General features: G+C 68.9%; 16 protein-coding genes. 10 read left to right on the top strand and 6 right to left on the bottom strand.

All coding sequences use genetic code 11. The features are described 5' to 3' along the window. From ACTHK2_RS15055 to ACTHK2_RS15025, 7 genes are all read left to right on the top strand, one after another. On the top strand, window positions 1-256 hold a 256-nt coding region (locus tag ACTHK2_RS15055), incomplete at its 5' end, for a hypothetical protein (protein ID WP_440246536.1). Between the two features lie 127 nt (window positions 257-383). Continuing rightward, complete coding sequence (locus ACTHK2_RS15050) at window positions 384-1589, top strand: DUF4331 family protein (protein WP_440246535.1); 1206 nt, start codon at window positions 384-386, stop codon at window positions 1587-1589. After that, on the top strand, window positions 1586-2182 hold the full coding sequence (locus ACTHK2_RS15045) for a HupE/UreJ family protein (RefSeq protein WP_440246534.1): 597 nt from the start codon (window positions 1586-1588) through the stop codon (window positions 2180-2182). The genes ACTHK2_RS15050 and ACTHK2_RS15045 overlap by 4 nt, the downstream gene beginning before the upstream one ends. Next, window positions 2179-2658 (top strand): hypothetical protein, encoded by a 480-nt coding sequence (locus ACTHK2_RS15040; protein WP_440246533.1) that lies wholly within the window; start codon window positions 2179-2181, stop codon window positions 2656-2658. Before ACTHK2_RS15045 ends, ACTHK2_RS15040 begins: the two co-directional genes overlap by 4 nt. Before the next feature lie 10 nt (window positions 2659-2668). Next, window positions 2669-3505 carry a DUF4198 domain-containing protein gene (locus ACTHK2_RS15035; protein ID WP_440246532.1) on the top strand — a complete coding sequence of 279 codons (837 nt, stop codon included), beginning with the start codon at window positions 2669-2671 and terminating at the stop codon, window positions 3503-3505. A 130-nt stretch (window positions 3506-3635) separates the two neighbouring features. Further along, window positions 3636-4196 (top strand): hypothetical protein, encoded by a 561-nt coding sequence (locus tag ACTHK2_RS15030; RefSeq protein ID WP_440246531.1) that lies wholly within the window; start codon window positions 3636-3638, stop codon window positions 4194-4196. Between the two features lie 244 nt (window positions 4197-4440). Next, on the top strand, window positions 4441-5517 hold the full coding sequence (locus tag ACTHK2_RS15025; RefSeq protein WP_440246530.1) for a hypothetical protein: 1077 nt from the start codon (window positions 4441-4443) through the stop codon (window positions 5515-5517). A gap of 29 nt (window positions 5518-5546) precedes the next feature. Here ACTHK2_RS15025 and ACTHK2_RS15020 read toward each other — a convergent pair whose 3' ends face one another. Then, window positions 5547-7307, bottom strand: coding sequence for a hypothetical protein (locus ACTHK2_RS15020; RefSeq protein ID WP_440246529.1), 1761 nt, complete (start codon window positions 7305-7307; stop codon window positions 5547-5549). 212 nt (window positions 7308-7519) lie between these two features. Here ACTHK2_RS15020 and ACTHK2_RS15015 point away from each other — a divergent pair, with 212 nt between their 5' ends. After that, entirely contained in the window at window positions 7520-7666 is a 147-nt protein-coding gene (locus tag ACTHK2_RS15015) for a DUF3309 family protein (RefSeq protein WP_440246528.1), read from the top strand. Window positions 7667-7681: 15 nt separating this feature from the next. Here ACTHK2_RS15015 and ACTHK2_RS15010 read toward each other — a convergent pair whose 3' ends face one another. Next, a complete protein-coding gene (locus ACTHK2_RS15010; protein WP_440246527.1) occupies window positions 7682-8143 on the bottom strand; it encodes a hypothetical protein in 462 nt (153 codons plus the stop codon). A 93-nt stretch (window positions 8144-8236) separates the two neighbouring features. On the opposite strand from ACTHK2_RS15010, the gene ACTHK2_RS15005 reads away from it, so the two are divergent. Continuing rightward, on the top strand, window positions 8237-8467 hold the full coding sequence (locus tag ACTHK2_RS15005; protein WP_440246526.1) for a hypothetical protein: 231 nt from the start codon (window positions 8237-8239) through the stop codon (window positions 8465-8467). A gap of 190 nt (window positions 8468-8657) precedes the next feature. Here ACTHK2_RS15005 and ACTHK2_RS15000 read toward each other — a convergent pair whose 3' ends face one another. The 3 genes from ACTHK2_RS15000 to ACTHK2_RS14990 form a co-directional block, all read right to left on the bottom strand. Then, window positions 8658-9020 (bottom strand): hypothetical protein, encoded by a 363-nt coding sequence (locus tag ACTHK2_RS15000; RefSeq protein WP_440246525.1) that lies wholly within the window; start codon window positions 9018-9020, stop codon window positions 8658-8660. A gap of 112 nt (window positions 9021-9132) precedes the next feature. Further along, window positions 9133-10200: a DUF5694 domain-containing protein gene (locus ACTHK2_RS14995; protein ID WP_440246524.1), complete on the bottom strand. Its 1068-nt coding sequence runs from the start codon at window positions 10198-10200 to the stop codon at window positions 9133-9135. A gap of 178 nt (window positions 10201-10378) precedes the next feature. After that, the gene (locus ACTHK2_RS14990) at window positions 10379-10624 is read right to left on the bottom strand and encodes a hypothetical protein (protein WP_440246523.1); all 246 of its coding nucleotides are present in this window, start codon (window positions 10622-10624) and stop codon (window positions 10379-10381) included. A gap of 220 nt (window positions 10625-10844) precedes the next feature. On the opposite strand from ACTHK2_RS14990, the gene ACTHK2_RS14985 reads away from it, so the two are divergent. Next, complete coding sequence (locus tag ACTHK2_RS14985) at window positions 10845-11762, top strand: DUF2268 domain-containing putative Zn-dependent protease (RefSeq protein WP_440246522.1); 918 nt, start codon at window positions 10845-10847, stop codon at window positions 11760-11762. A gap of 12 nt (window positions 11763-11774) precedes the next feature. On the opposite strand, the gene ACTHK2_RS14980 is transcribed toward ACTHK2_RS14985, so the two are convergent. Further along, window positions 11775-12281 (bottom strand): methyltransferase domain-containing protein (locus tag ACTHK2_RS14980; protein ID WP_440246521.1); only part of this gene is annotated, 507 nt, incomplete at its 5' end.

Here is a 12281-nt window from a genome sequence, read left to right as displayed (position 1 = left end):
GCTCGCAGCGGCCGGCGCCATGCCTCACGCGATCGACATCGTCGACGCGAGCGGCACCGACTTCGACGGCCATTACGTCCCGGCCGGCAACGGCCCCGGCAATCATGCCGTGTTCTTCGTTGCCGGCACGACGTTCTCGCTTACCGTCGCGCCGGGCGCCGCGTCCGGCTCGTCGCGCGCCGCGCTGAACGGGCTGCAGATCGTCCACGGTGACCGCATCTTCGGCGACGGATTCGGCGACGCATCCCTCCGATGACCGATCACGCCACGCGATCGACGGCGGCCGTGCCGCCAGGTCGAGCGGCGCTTCACTAAAGATTCCGACAGCGGCGCCACTGCGATGCGGTGTCTAGTGCGGACCTCCTTCCAGCGAGGTCCGCACGATGCATCCCGCCCGCCTTTCCTGCCGCGCGATCGGCGTCCTGCTCCTCCTCGGGGCGGCTGTCGTGCAGGCATCCGACCACCTCGACACACCGACCGTGATCACCGATCCGCGCGCGGACATCGGTGACCTCTACGCGTGGACGTCGCCCGACGGCCGCCAGCTCGAGCTGGTCATGACGATCGTCGGCCACGCGTTCTCGGATCGTTTGACCTATGAGTTCCACGTCGACAGCGGCCCGCGATTCGGAGGGACGACCGCGACGACGACGATCGCATGCCGGCTCGCGACGCCGGGCGAGATGGAATGCCGCGCCGGCCACGGCGACTGGGCACGCGGCGGCAACACGATGCCGGACGGCCTCGAAGATCGGCATGCGCGCTTTCGCGTGTTCGCGGGCCTGCGTGATGATCCGTTCTTCAACAACGTGAAAGGCACGCGCGCCGCCTACCAGGCGGCCATCGCCGCGATCGGCCGCGGCGCGGCGAACGACGAGGCGGGCTGCCCTTCGTTCGACGCGACGACGGTACGCGAGATCCACGACCAATGGCGCCATACCGAGGGAGGTCCTGCGAAGAACCTGCTCGCCGGATGGACGCCCGCGTCGCTCGTCGTCTCGATCGACATCGCGACCGTCGCCAAGGGTGGGCGCATGCTCGCGATCTGGAGCAGCACGTCAGATGGCAAGCGCCGCATCGATCGCGCCGGGCGTCCGCTCACCGGCAATGCACTGCTCGGCACGACCGCGAGCGACGAGGTCGCCGATCGCCTCAAGGAAGCGTACAACGCGGCCTCGCCGTCGACGGCACGGCGCTTCGTCGCGGAGATCGAGAAGAACCTCGCGCTGTACGACGCGTTCGACGGCCGCTGCGGCAACGCCTTCCTCGCCGATCCTCGCGCCGGTGCGCACCGCTATCGCAAGCTCGCCCGACTGCTCGCCGACGATCGACTGTGGGTCGATACGACATCGGCGAGCTGCACGCAACCGTTCGCGGTGGAACTCGCCGCACTCGGCGGCCACGCGGAATCGGCCGGGGACTGCGGTGGCCGCACGCCGGCGTACGACGCGATCGATGTCTATCGGTCCCTGCTCGCGAACGGCACGACGCGCGGCATCGACGATGGCGTCGATCGTGACGAGCACGAGCATTCATCCAGCGTGTTCCCATTCCTCGCCGCGCCGGAAAACGCGGGATACCCGCGATGAAACGCACGCGCGCATCCCACGCGTTGGCGCTCCCAGCCGGCATCCTGGTCGCTACACCCGTCTGGGCGCACTCCGGGACGGGACTGCAGGGCGGGTTCGTCGCCGGCGTACTCCATCCGCTCGGCGGCGTGGACCACCTGCTCGCGATGGTCGCCGTCGGACTCTGGGGGGCGTTCCTCGGTGCGCGGCTCGTCGTCGCGCTGCCGATCGTGTTTCCGCTGCTGATGGTCGTTGGCGCCGTACTCGGCATGCGCGCAATGCCACTGCCACCGGTGGAACTCGGCATCGCCGCCTCGGTGCTCGTGCTCGGCCTGTGCATCGCCGGCGCATGGCGCGCACCTGCCTGGCTCGCACTCGCGATCGTCGCCGTGTTCGCATTGTTCCATGGCTACGCGCACGGACGCGAGTTGCCGTCGGCGGCCGACCCGGTCGGCTACAGCACGGGCTTCGTGCTCGCAACCGGATTGCTGCATGCCTGTGGCATCGCGTTCGCGATACTCGCCGGTTACGTACGACGTTTCCCGCTGACGCGCGTCGCAGGTGCCGCGATCGCGGTCGCGGGCATGGCCTTCCTCCATGGAGTATTCGCATGACTGCCGCCGTCCTGCCCCTCATGCTGCTCGGCCTTGCGAGCGGCATCGCGATCGCCCAGGCGTCGCCGCACACGCGCGCGATCGCATTCATCGCGTTCGCCTTGCTCGGCAGCACCGTCGCGACGATGCCGGCGCTGATCCCGCTCGATCGGGCCTCGTTCGCGTGCTGGATCGCCATCGCCTGCTGTGCGGCCGCGATTCATTGGACCGGCGCGCCGGGCCGCCTGGTGCTTGCGCTTGCAAGTGCGAGTGGGGCCTGCGCAGGCGTGCTCGCCGCAACGGCCGGCATGCGGCCCGAGGCCCTCGTGCTGCCACCGATGCTGGCAGCACTCCTGCTCGCTTCGTGGTGCCCTCGTCATGGCGCGCGCGTCGCCGTGAAAGTGCTGGCGAGCTGGCTCATCGCGGTCGCGCTGCTCGTGGCGAGCCTGAACACCTTGCCGGTCACGCCGGGTGACCAGCCGGATCATCTCGAATAGGCGCCCTGTCATGCGATCGCATTCCCGCATTGCCGATGCACTCATGCTCGTACTGGCGACGGCGGGCACGCAGGCCGTTGCGCACGACTTCTGGCTGCAGCCGCGCGACTTCCACGCCGAGAGCGGCGGCGAATGGCCGCTGACCTTGCAGGTGGGACACGGCGCCGCACGCCAGCGTTCGCCGATACCGCTGCAACGCATCGAACGATTCGACGCGATCGCGCCCGACGGACGCTCGTACGGGTTGCACGGTCGCCTGCATCCCGGACGCGTGGATGCCGACGCCGATCTGCGCCTCGATGCGGAAGGCACCTGGCTGCTCGTGCTCGAAACCGACGATCGCGCCCACAGCCGCCTGCCCGCGCTGCGCTTCAACGATTACCTCGACAGCGAAGGCCTCGCTCCGGCACTCGAACAGCGCCGCCGCACGCAGCGCATGGACCTCGACGGCTCCGAAATCTATCGCCGCGTCGCCAAGTCACTCGTGCAGGTCGGTTCCGTTGCGAGAGGTGACGCCGCGATGATCCCCGTGGGCCTCGAACTCGAGATCGTGCCGGAACGCGACCCTTACGCGCAGCCCCGCTCGCCGACGTTGCCGGTACGCGTGCTCTACCACGGCACCGCACTCGCCGGCGCACGCATCAAGCAGACCCTGCTCGAGGACGATGCCGAACCCGTCGCGGTGCGAACCACCGACAGCGCAGGTCGCGCAACGTTCGACCTGCCGCCGAGCGGGAGCTGGTTGCTCAATGTCGTCTGGACACGTGCCCTGCCCGCGGGCGCCGAGGCCGATTTCGCGACGACGTTCTCGAGCCTCAGCTTCGGCCACGCACCGCCGCATCCGTAGCCGCGGCGCTTTCCCGCGGGAAGAACGCATCCCGGCGCGAATGGCATCGTCCCACGTCCACCCGAGTGGTCCTTGCGATACCCGACGCGGCGTCGCCTACTGCGGGCTGCCCGATCGGAGGAATCCTGACATGCATGCTCCCGCTGGCCTGCACCGCCTCCTGCTTGCATCGGCCATCTCGATTCCAGCGGCGGCGCAGGCCGCAGCGGCGACGCCGCTGGATGCCTCGCACGACTTCGATTTCGAGTTCGGCACGTGGAAGACGCACGTCACGCGACGCCTTCGTCCGCTGACCGGATCGGACCAATGGGTCGACCTCGACGGCACGAGCGTCGTGCGCAAGCTCCTCGACGGGCGCGCGAACACGGTCGAACTCGACATCAGCGGCCCCTCCGGCCGCATCGCCGGCGTCGCCATGCGCCTCTACGATGCATCCGCGCGGCAGTGGAGCATCCACTACGCGAGCCGCGATGCCGGGCAACTCACGCCACCGTTATTCGGCCGCTTCAAGGACGGTCGCGGCGAGTTCCACGGCCAGGACACGCTTGCCGGCCGCAGCATTCTCGTGCGCTTCATGATCACCTGTGCGACGCCCGACACCTGCCGCTTCGAACAGTCCTACTCCGACGACGACGGGCAGCACTGGGAGACGAACTGGATCGCGACGGATACGCGGATGAGGGAAGGCTGAGGGCGGGGTGCGGGATGCGCCGGCGCGGCAGCCTGTCCGGCCGCACCACGATCGGCGTCGGCGTGATTGCATCTGCGGGGCGTCCCTTCCCGACTCCATTTCGCCGTGCATGGCCCCGATTCACGTCCTGCCGCGCGTATTCTCTTTGCAGGGCGGCCATGCGGAGTAACGTCCGTCGGCGATGCCGCGGCGGTCACTGCATCATGATGACCGCGGCCAATGCGCAATGAGCGTGAGGTGCGCGATGAACGAAGCGAAGTCCGGATATCCTAAGGACCGTTTGATCGGGCACGTGCTTGCGGGCGTGCTGATCGCCGCCGCCGGAGGCACGACGCGCGCTGTTCGCGCGGAGCTCGCGATCGACAGTCCGCCTGCCACGATCGGCATCAGCGCGAATGGCCACGTCACCGTCGGTGCCGACGCGGCGGGCGCGATCCTCTGGGATGGCACCGAGCACGCGATCCCCGGCGGCCGGATCGCGACCGCGGCCAACCAGGACGGTTCGGTCGTCGTCGGATCGCTGACCTCGCCGCCCCACGCGTTTCGCTGGACCCAAGCCGGCGGGCCGCAGGATCTCGGCGCGCTGCCCGGCTTCACGCAGACCGACGCACTCGGCGTCAGCGCCGACGGCAGCATCGTCGTCGGTGTCGCGACGGACCCGAGTGGCTCGACGCCGTGGATCTGGGATGCCATCGATGGCATGCGCAGCCTCGGCGCAATCGACGGCGCCACGCAAGGCAGCGCCAACGCGATCAGCCGCGATGGAACCGTCGTCGTCGGAAGGTCCGGCCACTATGCATTTCGCTGGACCGCGCAGGACGGCATGCAGAACATCTCCCCGGGGCTGGCCGACGACGCGTGGGCAGAAGCGAATGCGACCAGCGCCGACGGCTCGGTGATCGTCGGTCGGCGCGGCAGCCTAGGGGTCGGCATCCGCCCGCGGCAGTTCCGCTGGTCGGCATCGACGGGCTTGGCGGAGCTGCCGTCAGCCGACTGGGGCGCGACCAGTCCCGGCAATGCACGCGCGATCGACGCCGACGCAACGCACATCTACGGCTCGCTCTTCATGTCCCTCCAGGATGCGAGCATCGGCTCCGCATCGACGGGCACGATAAAGCTCGCCGGATACCTGCAGGCGGAGGGCCTCGACCTTGCCGACTGGCACCTCTGGGAGGTTCTCGCGGCGAGCGATGACGGTGACGTCCTCGTCGGCTTCGGCGAGCATCGCGTCGGTGCGGATTTCGAGCTGGCGGGTTGGCGCATCACCGGACTCAACAGCGTCGGACCGATCTTCGTCGACGGTTTCGACAACGGCGAGTAACCGACACCGGCCGTTTCGACGAAGCCCGCTCACGGCAGTTCGAATCCATCGGCGAACACGACATCGGGCCGTCGCTCGATCGCACCCATGTCGTACGCGCCGGCCGCATCCGCCTTGGGCAGGTCCTGGGGACGCGTGGTGCCGATGAGGTCGGCGATGTTGCCGGGGCCGGCGCCGCAGGCATCGACGACGGGCGAGTCCGCGCCGGGTACGTACATTCCGGCGGGCCACGCACCGCTCATATCCCACGCGGGATCGGCCACGACGAGGTCCGTCACGCCCGGCTGGCCGCCCAATGCACTGTCCTCGTGCACGAGCACGCAGTCCACGTTGAAGGTCGATCCGGCGGGGGCCGCGAGCACGACGCCGCTCGCCGCGCCATTGTCGTCCCACAGGATGCTGTTGGCCGCAGCGAATACTCCCGCGGCATCGAAGCGGATCAGCGCGTCGTCATCGCCGCCTTCGTCGGCGATCGTCACGTAGCGCAGGTCGACCTGGGCGCCGGAGGACCGCAGCAACTCGGGCGCACCATGGTTGCCGGCGACGTGCGTGTCGATGAGCGTCACCGCCGCCGGCGCCGCGCCGATCTGCAGCACGCTTGCATGCGCGGCATCGTTGTTCGCGAACACGAGGTTCCAGGCGAGCAGGCTCGCATCGCCGTAGAGCGCGAGCGCGCCACCGGAACCGCCCGCATGGTTGCCGCTGAAACGCGGGCAGCCGTCGAACGCGCCACCGCAGCCGGCGACGATCGGCGCGTCCACCATGATGAGGCTTGTGTCCGCGTACAGCGCGCCGCCGTCGCCATCGGCGCTGTTGTCGTCGAAATGCACGCCACGCAGCGACAGCGACGACCCCGCGCCGACGCCGGTGAGATAGAGCCCGCCGCCACTGCCACCCGCGCTGTTGCCGGACACGGGCACCGGCTTCAGCGGCGTGTGCGCGCCGATGTTGAAGTAGCCACCCGACGCCCACACGCCGCCACCATCGCCGACCGCGACGTTCGAGCGGATGCCGACTTCCGGATCGATCACCATCGATGGCGACGGATAGAGCGCGGTGGCGCACGCCTGCTGCGCGATGCCGCCACCGCGGCCGCCGGCCTGGTTGCCAGCCAGGCCGCAGTAGCGGTCGCAGTACACCGACGCGTCCATGCAGTAGATCCCGCCACCGTCCTGCGTCGCCGTGTTGTCGCGCATCGCAGCCGGCGCCTGGTTGCCGACGAGGATGAGTTGCGGTGCACCCGCGGCCGTCGCCTCGACGCTGACGCCGCCACCATTGGTCGCGGTGTTGTCGTGCACGTCGGCCTCGAACAGCGTGACCACGACATTGCCGCGCACGCGCACGCCGCCGCCGTTGCCGGCATGGTTGCCGCCGGTGATCTCCAGCGGGCCGATCGTCACTTCGAAACGATGCCCGTCACCCGCGACCGCGCCGTCCACGTCGATCACGGGCACGCCACCGTTGCCGGCGCCGTCGAGTACGACGTGCCCGCTCGCACCCTGCAAGTGGCACGACGGCATGCCACCGCTGAGCGCGACACCCGCGCTCGCCACCGGCGTGGGTATCGTGATCGCGGTCGCCGTGTAGGCCTGCGCACTGGTGACGTAGATGCTGAGGAAGTCGGTACTCGGCGATGCCGCCCACGCATCGAGCGCGGCCTGGATCGTCGGGTAGTCGCAGTCGGGATCACTCGCCGGACCTACGAACACGTATTGCGCCGATGCGCTGGACGCGCCGAGCAGGACGACGAAGACGGACAGCAAGGACAGAGGACGCGCGGCGTGCGGCATGTGTGGATCTCCCCGGTGTGCCCGCGAAGAACGACCAAGCGCGCCCGAATGAGACATGCAGGGAAGAAATCGGCGCCGTTCCTCGATCGCTTGCCGCCGAGGTGAACCCGTGATCCCGCCTGAACGGACGCCGCGCGCCTCCTTCGGCATTCCGCGTTCATATAGGTGAAGGGCGGCACGCTGCGCGTCGCCCAACCCACAGAGGAACGCCCATGCTGCGCACGATCCTGCTGGTCCTGTTGCTCCTCCTCATCCTCGGCGCGCTGCCGGTTTGGCCGTACAGCTCCGGCTGGGGTTATTACCCGAGCGGAGGCGGCCTGCTGCTGCTCATCATCCTGCTGGTACTGCTGTTCCGGTAGCGCTCTCGCGCGCTTTCACGGTTTGGCCGCGCCGGCCCCGTCGCACGGAATGCTCTTCGCCGTGACGAGGTAGCCGGCGCCGCTGTGGCCGGTATCGTCGACCCAGTTCGACGGCCCGACGAATGCGTCGTCGGCGGCCTTGAGTTCCGCCGACCAGCCAGTGCGGCCGTTGCTCATGCCGATGCGGATCGACGACGCACCCGTCGGGCGCCAGCTGCTCGCGAGATCGGCGTCCGGGCTCGGCAGCGATTCGACCGCATAGCTGCCCGGGCGCGCGGGTACTTCCACGTCGGTAAGGCGCACGTCGCGCGTCTTCGACGCGTCGCCCTCGAAATTGAGCCGGTAACAGCCGACCCAGAAGGTGGTGCCTGCGGAAGCGGATTCCGCAGCGCGCGCGCGGTCGATGGACGCGCCTGCGGCCAAGCCGAGCAGCGCGGATGCAAGGACGCCGTGGCGAACGAGCGGGATGATGTGCATGGGGCCGCACTATATCGCCCGAATCGCGGGCATGCTGAAGGCAGGGGTCATCCCATTCAGCGCCGAGCAGGTCATGGCGAGTACGGTGGTCGCATGCAGCTCTCACGCGCCCAACTCGACGGCAACCTCGACCAGCTCGCGGCCGACCTGCCCGGCCTCGTCGATTCCTGCGGTGGCTCGCAAGCGCTCGCCGAATTCCGCACGCGCGCGGCCGACATCCTCGGCTCGACCCGGTCCAGCGAGGACCGCAGGCACGCGCAGCAACGCATCGACGCGATGCTGCGCGAACATGGCCTTGCCGATCGCGCGGATCGACTCCGCTGAGGTCAGGCTATCGGCCGCGGCGTCCCCGCGACTACCTGGCAGGCTGTTGAAAACAGCCTGCGGACGCGATCCGGGATGGAATCGCTCGCGAGTCGACGACGCACGTCGTTGAATCGCGGAAGCGAGTCTGGACATGTGCCGGACGCACTGGGTTGAAAAAGCGCTGCATAGCGCCTTTCTCAACATCCTGCTAGTTGAGATCGCGCGCCCCGGAGACGCGATCCAGGCGCCAATCGGGCCGCGGTCGCGTGCCGTCCGCCGTGAGCCACTCGTGGCCGCTGACGAGGCGAAAACCGGGCATCAACCCCGCCGTCGCCCACCGCTGCACCGCCTGCACCTGCGCCTGGGCGAGCCGGATCGCCAGCACCTCGCCGATGCCGAAGTCGACGTAGATCTCGTACCAGCGCAGGCCCGGCGGCGACTCGCGCGCCGGGATGACGAGATGGCGCGAGTCCGGCGCATTGCCGCGCAGGTCGTCGACGATCGGCGCGTCCGCGTCGATCTCGAAAACGGCGATGCGCTGCCACGCGCCGGACGTGTTGCTTGTGCTCATGATGAACCTCCTCGATGCCGCGACTGCGCGTCGCGGCATGACGAGGTTCGCCTTTGCCACCGAGTACAAATGTGATGAACCCCGCAGCGACGCGCGCTGAGGGAAACTCCCCTCAGCGATCGCCAAGTACCCTGCCGACGTCGACGACATCGATGCCCTGCATGCGCGCGAGCAGGTCGTCGAACCACGGCTTGTGCGAGCTGCCGACGACCGACAGCACGCGCGCGCCGGGACGTTCGCGGAACGCGGCGCGGATGTTGGAAACCATGCGCAGGTTGCGCGTTTCCCAGCCGGCGACGTAGAGCTGGCCGTAGTGCTGCGGCGACGGATCGCGCATCGCGGCGCCGAAGTCCGCATCGATCGCGATGCGCAGCACCTCGGGTCTATTGATGTAGCGATACAATGCGAGCATGTCGCCGCTCTTCTGGAGCGCTTGCTCGCGCTCGCGGATCGCCTTCGCCTTCGGCCTTCCCGCCTCCCATGCCTTCTGAATCGCAGCGCCATAGGCCTCCTCGTCGGCGACGGTCACGTTGTCGCCGGTATGGTCGTCGATCGGGTACACGCGTTGCAGGCCGAGGCGTGCGGCAAGCCGAGCGGCGACCCGGTCGCTCGCGGTGTTGCGCGCCCCGCGCTTGACGAGGATGGCGACGAGCGCGTCGTCGAGCCCGTCGCCCGCATGCTGCTCCGCCTGCGGCAGCTGCAGCCACTGCACCACGGCCGAAGACGGGTCGCCCGCGGCGATGAACAGCGCGGCGAGGTGGCGCCGCTGCGCCGGCGTCGGCTGCGCCGGCCATTGCGCGAGCGCCTTGTTCGCGGCCGCGGTCGCCGCCGGCACGTCGAGCCCGGTCGCCTGCCTGGCCGCACTGTTGTCCGTGCAGTAGGGCGCGATGTTGTCGGGCGGATACACGTCCGGATAGCGCGCGAGCAGGTCGCATCCCTCGCCCGCGATGTTCTCGATCGTGATGACGTCCGGCTTGAATGCGGCGAGCCGCTCGAGCAGCGGTTCCATCGCGCCGGCATCCTTCTCCATGCCCGAAAGGTGCACGCTGCCGAGCACGAGCACCTGCGCGCGCGGCCCCGCCATCGATGCATCGAGCACGGAGAGATCCACTCCCGCCCACGCGCTGCCGCAGGTCGCGGCCGCCATCGCCGCGCCGAACATCGTCCACGTCTTCTTCATGCCCATCGCTCCGATCGGGGTTACGGGCGCACTGCGCGCAGCCGTAGGGAGCGATGATCGCGTCGCAAGCGCGCCCGCGCGTGCGCACGGTCACGGCGTGTCGCGCGCCGGACCTCGATCCGCTCGCTTCCGTCGCGCTTGGATGCGCGACGGATGGCGAGGGTTTAGATGCGCCCGTCTATCGCTTCGCGCCAGGCGGCTGGTCGCCGAGCTTGCGCATCACTTCGGCGTCGCGTGCGTCGCCGCTGCGAGCGTGCGATCGTGCTTCCCGCTCCGCGGGCGTCAGTTCGTCGGTCGCCTCATCGGCATCACCGCGGATCGTTTCTCCATCCTTCGTATGTTCCTTGACGAAGCGTTCGGTCTCCTCCTGGTACCGGCGCGCCGACGCGTAATCGCCCTCGCCCTGGATCTTGTCGTCGCCCATGTCGTGCTCCCAGTTCGATTCCACAGGCTGCGCCACCGCAGCGACTCGCCAGATAGCAGGCCGCGCATGAACGCCATCTGCAGTCCCTCGCGCCGGTTCGTTTCCGATTCAGCGCGCCGCATGCGGGCTGCTTCATGCGTGCGCGATGTGTTACCTCGGTCACATGCACATGGGCGCATGCCCGGTATAGCGTCTGCACTCCCGTGCAGATACCGCCGCCATGAACCTGCGTCCTTGCGCGATAATCCTCGCACTCGCCGTCACGGCATCGCTGCCCGCCTCGGCGAGCAATACGCAACACGCCGTGGTCCGCACCGACGATGTCGCGCTCTTCTACCGCGTGTATGACGCCGCCGGCGGGCATCCGAGCGCGGATCAGTTGCAGCACGAATATCTCGACGTGGGGTCAGTAGGGCTGCACGAGCTCGCCAGGCAGCGCGACGTGACGGGCGCACGCATTGCCGGGACGCTCGCGAAGCGCCCGGCGATCTACGCGGATGCGAAGCGCTGCATGGCCGTGCTGCCGCGCGTGCGCGAGCGGCTCGAAAGCGCGATCGCGAAGCTCGCCGAACTCCATCCGGCCTCGCGCCTGCCGCCGGTTACGATCGCGATCGGTCGCGGCAAGCCAGTCGGCATCGGCAGCCCGGCCACGGGCGTGCAGATCGGCCTCGAAGCGCTGTGCGCGACCGACTGGCTCAATCCCGACGTCGAAGAACGTTTCGTCACCGTCATCGCGCACGAATACGCGCACACCCAGCAGGCTCCCGCGCTGGCCGAGAAGGAGCATCCGACGGTGCTCGAGGGCTCGCTCGCGGAAGGCGCAGCGGAATTCGTCGCCGAGCTCATCGCCGGCCACGTGTCGTACGACTATCTCGCGGCAATAACGGCCGGACGCGAGAAGGCGGTCGAAACCGCCTTCGCCGCCGACGTCGACAAGACCGATCTCACCGATTGGCTCTACAACAGCAAGGCCGATCGACCCGCCGACCTCGGTTACTGGGTCGGCTACCGTATCGTCAAGGCGTATTACCAGCATGCGCGCGACAAGCGCGAAGCGCTGCACGCGACCTTCGCGATGACGGACGCCCACGCATTCCTTGCGGCGAGCGGCTGGTATCCCGGCATCGAACTCCGCTGAGGCTGCTACCGGTCATGCGCTGAACACCGCGACGCGCCCCGCGTCGATGGCGTGCGCCGCGGTCAGCCAGGTCTCGCGCGCGAGCTCCAGCGTGCACGGCCCATAGCTGCAGATGCGGATCGGGCGCCGCAGCGATTGGACACGCAAGGCATCGAGTACCTCGCGCAGGATCGAGCCGCTGAACGGCGTGTAGAGGTAGAACACCGTTCCAACCGAGAAGTCCGCCGCGCGTGCGTCCTGTTCGATGAAGGCAACCCGTGCGAGCCGCAGCGACGCGGCCGCCGCGCGCGCTCTCTCGACGTACGCTGCCTGCAGCTCGATGCCGATCGCGCGGGCGTCGCTGCACAGGCCCGCCAGCAGCGGCACGTGGCCGAGACCCGAGCCGAGGTCGACCAGCACGTCGTCCGTGCCGAGCGTCGTGCGTGAAAGAAGATCGAACACATGGCGCGCCGGCGTCGGCTGGTAGGACACCATCTCTGCCTCGGGCCCGGGCACGGCACCCGGCGCTTCCAGTTGCAG

The sequence above is a fragment of the Dokdonella sp. genome, assembly GCF_051958935.1.
In the GTDB taxonomy this organism is placed as follows: Bacteria; Pseudomonadota; Gammaproteobacteria; order Xanthomonadales; family Rhodanobacteraceae; genus Dokdonella_A.
This window is presented reverse-complemented; position numbering and strand designations above follow the sequence as displayed.

What these genes read in the sequence shown, in the direction of transcription:
- ACTHK2_RS15035 (WP_440246532.1), top strand. Translation starts at nt 2,669, where the DNA reads ATGCGATCGCATTCCCGCATTGCCGATGCACTCATGCTCGTACTGGCG.
- ACTHK2_RS15005 (WP_440246526.1), top strand. Translation starts at nt 8,237, where the DNA reads ATGCAGCTCTCACGCGCCCAACTCGACGGCAACCTCGACCAGCTCGCG.
- ACTHK2_RS15050 (WP_440246535.1), top strand. Translation starts at nt 384, where the DNA reads ATGCATCCCGCCCGCCTTTCCTGCCGCGCGATCGGCGTCCTGCTCCTC.
- ACTHK2_RS15010 (WP_440246527.1), bottom strand. Translation starts at nt 8,143, where the DNA reads ATGCACATCATCCCGCTCGTTCGCCACGGCGTCCTTGCATCCGCGCTG.
- ACTHK2_RS15020 (WP_440246529.1), bottom strand. Translation starts at nt 7,307, where the DNA reads ATGCCGCACGCCGCGCGTCCTCTGTCCTTGCTGTCCGTCTTCGTCGTC.
- ACTHK2_RS14985 (WP_440246522.1), top strand. Translation starts at nt 10,845, where the DNA reads ATGAACCTGCGTCCTTGCGCGATAATCCTCGCACTCGCCGTCACGGCA.
- ACTHK2_RS15045 (WP_440246534.1), top strand. Translation starts at nt 1,586, where the DNA reads ATGAAACGCACGCGCGCATCCCACGCGTTGGCGCTCCCAGCCGGCATC.
- ACTHK2_RS14990 (WP_440246523.1), bottom strand. Translation starts at nt 10,624, where the DNA reads ATGGGCGACGACAAGATCCAGGGCGAGGGCGATTACGCGTCGGCGCGC.
- ACTHK2_RS15040 (WP_440246533.1), top strand. Translation starts at nt 2,179, where the DNA reads ATGACTGCCGCCGTCCTGCCCCTCATGCTGCTCGGCCTTGCGAGCGGC.
- ACTHK2_RS15000 (WP_440246525.1), bottom strand. Translation starts at nt 9,020, where the DNA reads ATGAGCACAAGCAACACGTCCGGCGCGTGGCAGCGCATCGCCGTTTTC.
- ACTHK2_RS15030 (WP_440246531.1), top strand. Translation starts at nt 3,636, where the DNA reads ATGCATGCTCCCGCTGGCCTGCACCGCCTCCTGCTTGCATCGGCCATC.
- ACTHK2_RS14995 (WP_440246524.1), bottom strand. Translation starts at nt 10,200, where the DNA reads ATGAAGAAGACGTGGACGATGTTCGGCGCGGCGATGGCGGCCGCGACC.
- ACTHK2_RS15015 (WP_440246528.1), top strand. Translation starts at nt 7,520, where the DNA reads ATGCTGCGCACGATCCTGCTGGTCCTGTTGCTCCTCCTCATCCTCGGC.
- ACTHK2_RS15025 (WP_440246530.1), top strand. Translation starts at nt 4,441, where the DNA reads ATGAACGAAGCGAAGTCCGGATATCCTAAGGACCGTTTGATCGGGCAC.